Source organism: Fusobacterium sp. IOR10, from assembly GCF_010367435.1.
Taxonomy (GTDB): Bacteria; Fusobacteriota; Fusobacteriia; order Fusobacteriales; family Fusobacteriaceae; genus Fusobacterium_B.
Genome location: NZ_WJWY01000051.1, coordinates 1 through 5988, shown reverse-complemented (window position 1 = coordinate 5988; position 5988 = coordinate 1). Strand labels below are relative to the sequence as shown.

The 5988-nt window shown below is 27.1% G+C and carries 7 protein-coding genes; 5 read left to right on the top strand and 2 right to left on the bottom strand.

Annotated features, from left to right (window positions below; genetic code table 11):
- Window positions 1–187 precede the first annotated feature (187 nt).
- Complete coding sequence (locus GIL12_RS09715; protein ID WP_163470278.1) at window positions 188–703, bottom strand: shikimate kinase; 516 nt, start codon at window positions 701–703, stop codon at window positions 188–190.
- A 116-nt stretch (window positions 704–819) separates the two neighbouring features.
- Between GIL12_RS09715 and GIL12_RS09710 the strand changes: the two genes are divergently transcribed.
- The 5 genes from GIL12_RS09710 (at window position 820) to GIL12_RS09690 (ending at window position 5781) form a co-directional block, all read left to right on the top strand.
- The gene (locus GIL12_RS09710) at window positions 820–2433 is read left to right on the top strand and encodes a putative manganese-dependent inorganic diphosphatase (RefSeq protein WP_163470277.1); all 1614 of its coding nucleotides are present in this window, start codon (window positions 820–822) and stop codon (window positions 2431–2433) included.
- Window positions 2434–2445: 12 nt separating this feature from the next.
- Window positions 2446–3285 carry a YitT family protein gene (locus tag GIL12_RS09705; RefSeq protein ID WP_163470276.1) on the top strand — a complete coding sequence of 280 codons (840 nt, stop codon included), beginning with the start codon at window positions 2446–2448 and terminating at the stop codon, window positions 3283–3285.
- 314 nt (window positions 3286–3599) lie between these two features.
- Complete coding sequence (locus tag GIL12_RS09700; protein ID WP_163470275.1) at window positions 3600–4313, top strand: amino acid ABC transporter permease; 714 nt, start codon at window positions 3600–3602, stop codon at window positions 4311–4313.
- A complete protein-coding gene (locus tag GIL12_RS09695) occupies window positions 4306–5034 on the top strand; it encodes an amino acid ABC transporter ATP-binding protein (protein WP_163470274.1) in 729 nt (242 codons plus the stop codon). Before GIL12_RS09700 ends, GIL12_RS09695 begins: the two co-directional genes overlap by 8 nt.
- 36 nt (window positions 5035–5070) lie before the next feature.
- The gene (locus tag GIL12_RS09690; RefSeq protein WP_163470273.1) at window positions 5071–5781 is read left to right on the top strand and encodes a basic amino acid ABC transporter substrate-binding protein; all 711 of its coding nucleotides are present in this window, start codon (window positions 5071–5073) and stop codon (window positions 5779–5781) included.
- Window positions 5782–5871: 90 nt separating this feature from the next.
- On the opposite strand, the gene GIL12_RS09685 is transcribed toward GIL12_RS09690, so the two are convergent.
- A partial coding sequence (locus GIL12_RS09685; protein ID WP_163469242.1) for a cation:dicarboxylate symporter family transporter occupies window positions 5872–5988 on the bottom strand: 117 nt, incomplete at its 5' end.

The window sequence follows — 5988 nt, the reverse complement described above, 5'->3', positions numbered from 1 at the left end:
AATCACATCCTTTCTTTTGGTGTCGCAACTTAATTGTAACGGATTTTTTTATTTGTCTCAATTTTTTTTTGCAAAAAATAAAGGCATTAGTATTTTTACAAATACCAACACCAAATATTATAGACCCGAAAAAATGCAGTGAAAGAAATAAAAAACACTTCTTTTTAAGAAGTGTTTTTTATTATAATTAACTAAGAATATAATTTTGTTTAATTTTAGAGACAGTATCATAAATATTTGTAGTACTATTAATGTCAACACTAAAATCACAAGATATTTCATATAAAAGTTTTCTTTTTTCGTATAAATTTTTGATTGTTTCATAAATATTTTCAGTATTTAAAAGTGGACGGTGTTTTCTGCCTTTAACTCTATTATAAATACATTCTATATCACACTTGAGATAAACAACATAGGAAGTTTCTTTTAATTTTTTTATATTATGGTTATCAATAATAACCCCACCACCAGTTGCAATAACAATATTATTATCTTTAGATTCTGTTTCAATTATATTTCTTTCTAATTTTCTGAAATATTCTTCACCCTTTAATTTAAAGATGCTTTCTATAGATTTTTTTTCAATTTTTACGATTTCTTTGTCAATATCTATAAATTTCATTTCCAGACTTCTAGCTAAATGTTTACCAACTGTACTCTTCCCACTTCCCATAAAACCTATAAGAGCAATGTTTTCTTTCATCTCTCACCTCTCTTTTAAAATTATATCATATTTTATCTTTTATTAATATTAAAAATTAAATAATGTGTTATAATAGTATGAGCGATACTATAAAAATATGGAAAAGGAGTGATATAATGGAGCCAGTTTTAATTTTTGGACATAAAAGCCCAGATACAGATTCAATTTGTTCATCAATAGCTCTAGCAGAATTAAAGGAAAAGTTAGGTGTTAAAGCAATATCTTGTAGATTAGGAGAATTAAATAAAGAAACTAAATTTGTATTAAATAAATTTAATATAGAGGAGCCAAGATTACTAAAAACAGTAAGTGCTCAAATTTCTGATTTAACAAAAGTTGAGAAAAAAACTTTATCAACTTCAGATTCTTTAAAAGTAGCACTAGATATTATGAGTACTGAAAATTTTTCAAGTTTACCTGTTATAAACAAACAAAGAGAATTAAAAGGAATGATATATATATCAGATATTGCCAATATATATTTAAACTTGAAGCATTCAGATCTATTTGGGAAGTATACAACAACATATGAAAATTTAAAAAGAGTATTAAAGGGAGATATAGTAAGTGGAAATTATCCTTGTGGTAAAATAGAAGGGAATTTAAAAGCAATTTCAGAACTAGATGAAGTTTTACAAGGGGATATAGTTGTAACTACTTCCATGGCAGATGGAATTGACAGATCAATTAAAGCAGGAGCTAAAGTTATTATAGTAGCATGTGATAAAGAGGATTTTATAAGTCCTAGAGTTACTTCAGAATGTGCTATAATGAGAGTTCATGCTAATCTTTTTGAAACTATAAGTTTAATAAGTCAATCTTTATCTATATCGTCTTTAATAAATAAAAACAAATTCTTCTCATTTAAAAAGGATGATTTTTTACATGATATCAGAGATATAATGAAAGAAGCTACTCAAACTAATTTCCCAGTTACAAATAGAGATGGGAGTGTTTATGGTACAATAAGAACAAAAAATTTAATTAATTTTACAAGAAAAAAGGTTATTTTAGTTGATCATAATGAAAAAAGCCAATCAGTGGATGGACTTCAAGATGCTAAAATACTACAAGTTGTTGATCATCATAAATTTGGAAATTTTTTAACAGATGAACCAGTAAAAATAAATGCTGAAATTGTAGGGTCAACTTGTACAATAGTTAATGAATTGTTTAAAGAAAGAGGAATAAAACCATCTAAAGAAATTGCAGGATTAATGCTTAGTGCTATTATTTCTGATACACTAATGTTTAAGTCTCCAACATGCACAGAAAAGGATATTGAAACAGTGAAGGAATTATCTAAAATAAGTGGAATTGAAGATTATAAAAAATATGGGATGGATATGCTTGTTGCAGGAACATCAACTTCAGATTTATCAGCATTTGAAATATTAATTGCGGATTTAAAAGAATTTAAAATGAATAGTTTAAAAATAGCAGTATCACAAATAAACACATTGGATATTAATGGAGTTTTGGAAAAACAAAAAGATTTAGAAAAAACAATGGAAGAAACAAACTTAAATAATGATTATAAACTTTCAGTTTTATTGATTACTGATATAATAAAATCAGGTTCATATGCTTTAATAGTAGGAGAGAAAAAAGAAATAGTAGAAAAAGCATTTGGAGTAAAAATAAAAGATAATTTAGTTTGGTTAGAAGGAGTAGTTTCACGAAAGAAACAAGTGATTCCTTTTTTAATGGCGGCAAGTCAAGATATCTAAGGAGAAAGTGATATGAAAAAAGAAATTTTTAAAGATGTTTTACTTATGACTGTGGGAGCATTCATATATGCATTTGGAATAAATTACTTTTTTGTAGGTAACAATTTTGCAGATGGAGGAGTAACAGGGGTATCAATCATATTACATTATTTATTTGATTTTGATATAGGCATAACATATGCAGTTATTAATATTCCATTGATAATAATTGGGTATAAATTCATAGGCAAGGAATTTATCTTGAAAACTTTATACGGCACTGTGGTTACATCCATAGCCTTTAAAGTGTTTTCAGGATATTTGGGACCTATGGATGACAAGTTTATGGCTGCTGTTTTTGGTGGTATATTAGGAGGAGTTGGCTTAGGAATAATGTTTGCTTCAGGTGGATCAAGTGGAGGAACAGATATAATTGTGAAAATTTTGAATAAATTCTGGGATGTCTCAGTTGGAAAAGGATTTCTAGCCATAGATTTAATTGTCTTATCTGCTTTAGGATTATTATTTGGAAAGGAAATTTTCATGTATACTTTAGTGGGAATCTATATTTCCACTAAAATTATAGATAAAATTCAAGAGGGATTTTCAAAAGCTAAGTCAATTACTATAATATCAAAAAAATCAGTTGAAATAAAAGATAGAATTATGAAAGAAGTAGGAAGAGGGACAACAATTATTCCTATTAAAGGTGGATATACCTATGAGCCAAAAGAAATGATAAAGTGTATTGTTAGTATATATGATATTTCAACAGTGAAAAAAATAGTTAGAACTTCAGACAATAAAGCCTTTATGTATATAACAGATGTTTCAGAAGTCTTAGGTGAAGGGTTCAAGGAACTTTTAAATTAGCTATTGACATTTTTAAATATTTTTGATAATATTAAACCATTAAAAGAGATGAGGAGAAGATTATGATATTAATCCTAAGGAGACAAAGGAAGATAGGTTTTTAAACGAATAAAATATATCGTTTTCTTTTGGCTTGGCTAAATAATATCTTAAATTTTCTGTAAAGATTAGAAATTTTCTATGAGCATAAAATAGATTTATTAACCAATAGTTTAACTATTGGTTTTTATTTTAAAGATATTAGTCTAGTTTTTAAGCTAGACTTTTTTGTTAATAAGGAATAAAATAATAACAAATAAATTGGAGGAAGAATTGTGGAATATTTAAAAGTATTAAAAGAAATTTTTATTGATGGTGAAAGATATATGTATGTTTTAAAAGGTCTTAAATTTTCAATTGGAGTGACATTACTTGCAGCTGCACTAGGGGTTTTGTTAGGTGTTATAGCAGCTTTAATGAGAATATCTAATTTTACTCCCTTTAAAAAGAGTAAAAATGAAAAATTAAGAAATTTTAATCCTTTAGGATGGCTAGCTATATTTTATACAGATTTAATAAGAGGAACTCCAGCAGTTGTTCAATTAATGGTTTTAGCTAATATAGTTTTTGCTGGTTTTAGAGATATGCCAGTATTCTTAATTGCTTCACTATCATTTGGAATAAACTCAGGAGCCTATGTATGCGAGATTATAAGAGCTGGAATAGAGGGATTAGATAAGGGGCAAATGGAAGCAGCAAAAGCTTTAGGAATGCCTTATTACATAGCTATGAAAGAAATCATAATACCTCAAGCAGTAAAGAAGATATTACCTGCTTTAGTAAGTGAATTTATAACTTTATTAAAAGAAACATCAATTGTAGGATTTATAGGTGGAGTAGATTTATTACGTTCAGCTAACATTATTACAAGTCAAACTTATAGAGGGGTAGAGCCATTAATTGCAGTTGGAATTATTTATTTAATTATGACAGGATTATTTACTAAATTAATGAGAAAAGTAGAAAAGGGGATGAAAGTAAGTGATTAAAGTAGAACATTTATATAAAAATTTTGGGAAATTAGAAGTTTTAAAAGATATTTCAGTAAATATAAAAAAAGGTGAAGTAATAGCTGTAATTGGTCCTTCAGGAAGTGGAAAATCAACATTTTTAAGATGTTTAAATAAGTTAGAGGATCCAACAAAGGGAAATATTTATATTCAAGGGAAAAATTTAATGGATGATAAAACTGACATTAATAAAATAAGAGAAAAAGTTGGAATGGTTTTTCAACATTTTAATTTATTTCCTCATAAAACAGTTTTACAAAATTTAACTTTAGCTCCAATGAAAATAAAAAATACTAAAAAAGAAGAAATTGAAGAAAAAGCATATACATTACTAGATAAAGTTGGTCTTAGAGAGAAGGCAAATGTTTATCCTAATCAATTATCAGGGGGACAAAAACAAAGAATAGCTATAGCAAGGGCTCTAGCAATGGATCCATCAGTTATTTTATTTGATGAGCCAACATCAGCTTTAGATCCAGAAATGATAAAAGAAGTTTTAGACGTTATGAGAGAATTAGCTTTAGAAGGAATGACAATGATTGTTGTTACTCATGAAATGGGCTTTGCAAAAAGTGTTGCAGATAGAGTATTCTTTATGGATCAAGGAACTATTTTAGAGGATAATTCTCCAGACATAATTTTCACAAATCCATCTCATGAAAGAACAAAGGAATTTTTAAATAAAGTATTAAATCGTTAGATTAGTTAAAATTAAAATAAAATTAGGAGGCAATTTATGAAAAAAATATTACTGGTTATATTTTCAGCTGTTTTATTTACAGTTAGTTTTGGTTCAAATAAAATTTATGTTGGTACAAATGCAGAGTTTCCACCATTTGAATATTTAGAAAAAGGTGAAACTGTAGGATTTGATATGGATCTTGTAAATGAAATAGGAAAAATAATTGGAAAAGAAATAGTTATTAAGGATATGGGGTTTGACGGATTAATTCCAGCATTACAAACAAAAAAAATAGATTTAATTATTGCAGGAATGACTGCAACAGAGGATAGAAAAAAAGCTGTTAATTTTTCAGAACCATATTATTCAGCTAACCAAGTTATAGTATTAAATAAGACAAATAAAGATATTAAAGATTTTCAAGATTTAAAGGATAAAAAAATAGGAGTTATGTTAGGGTTTACAGGGGATTTTGTAGTCACAGACATGGGTTATCCTTCAGAAAAATTTAATGCAGCTTTTGCAGGAATTATGGCATTACAATCTAACAAAATAGACGCTGTTGTTTTGGATTCTGAAACTGCTAATAATTATATTAAAAAGAATAATAATCTAAAATTGGCAGAAGGAAAAGGCGAAGCTGAAAACTACGCTATTGCAATAAGAAAAACAGATGAAGATTTATTAAATGAAGTAAATTCAGCAATAAAAACATTACATGAAAATGGAAAGTTTGATGAACTATTAATGAAACATTTCAAATAATAAATAGTTAAGCAATTTAATTTTTAATAGGGTAGAAATCAAATTTTGATTTCTACCCTATTTCTTTGATCACTATTCTATTTTTAATTACTATTTAATCTTACTTCCATATAATCCATTTAATATCATTGTTAATGCTCCATCTCCTGTTACGTTACAAGCAGTACCAAAACTATCTTGAAGAGCAAATATTGTTAACATTAATGC